This window comes from Clostridium sp. DFI.1.208, from assembly GCF_024463855.1.
Classification (GTDB): Bacteria; Bacillota_I; Bacilli_A; order Erysipelotrichales; family Erysipelotrichaceae; genus Clostridium_AQ.
In genome coordinates, this window is the sequence record NZ_JANGCA010000154.1 from 1 (window position 1) to 1,138 (window position 1,138).

Here is a 1,138-nt window from a genome sequence, read left to right on the forward strand (position 1 = left end):
TTTTAACTATAGTTCTTTTCAACATATTTACATTCACAATTTCAAAGATCGAATACTATATTTTCAAGTATTTTATATTTCATACTTTTTCATAAATTACTACTTGACTTTAATATAGTTGTCTTTCCTATCCTGTTCATCCAATAATCTGCCAGAGAAATCCAGCTGTTTAAATGATCGTCAATCGTTTCCTGCGGCTGATGTGTCAATCTGTTTTCAAGAGCCTTTCCATGCTCTCCATGTCCAAATAGATGATATTCCGCAGGGATCCCATAGTCCAATAGCTTAGTAATAAATCGTGTGGAATTTCTTGCATCAATGACAGGATCATCTATGGAATGCCAAAGAAACATCGGTACCGTATCCTTTGATATATAGTTTAACAAATTCACCTTATCAAAATCCTCACGGGATGGAGTGTCGGATTGATAAAGTACATAATTCGTAATACCCTGCACTCTTTGCACAGCCTCCAGATGATGCTGTTCAAAAAATTCATCACTATTTGGAACCAGAAACGGATAGCCTAACACAATTCCGGTCACCTTTAACTCTTCTCCTTTGGGGATAAAGCTTAACTGCTCGACTATCTTTGCATCCTTCCATCGTACACCACAGGATGCACACACATGTCCGCCTGCTGAAAATCCCATTAGAAAAATTCGGTTTGCATCTATATGCCATTCATCCGCATGCTCTTTTACAAGGTGTAAGGTCTCCAGCATTTCTATAACCTGGAGCGGATAGAGCGCATGCTTCAAAATACCTCTTTCCGGATGTGAGCGATCTGAGCCTACAGAATAATGCAAAACAAATACCTGATAACCCATTTGCATGAATTGAATTGCGACCGGCTCACTTTCTTTTGTTGCATGAATGGCATAGGCACCACCCGGTGCCACGATAATCGCAGGTCGCTTTCTATATTCACGATAATTGATTTCCGAATTCATAATATACGTATCAAAATACGCGCCACTTGGCAAATGATATCTTGTATGTAACATACAGCACTCCTGGTATATTTAAGTTACTCATATAATGAGTAATAAATTTAATATACCAGTTCTCCTTTCCACCTGAATTATTTGGTATCACTTCAGGTTGTGATAAAATGTGTAATTGTGAATGTGGATTT

1 protein-coding gene is annotated in these 1,138 nt (G+C 37.9%); it reads right to left on the reverse strand.

Going from position 1 to position 1,138, the window contains the following annotated elements:
* Window positions 1-89: 89 nt before the first annotated feature.
* Complete coding sequence (locus NE665_RS23765) at window positions 90-1,007, reverse strand: alpha/beta hydrolase (protein ID WP_233104888.1); 918 nt, start codon at window positions 1,005-1,007, stop codon at window positions 90-92.
* Between the last annotated feature and the right edge of the window lie 131 nt (window positions 1,008-1,138).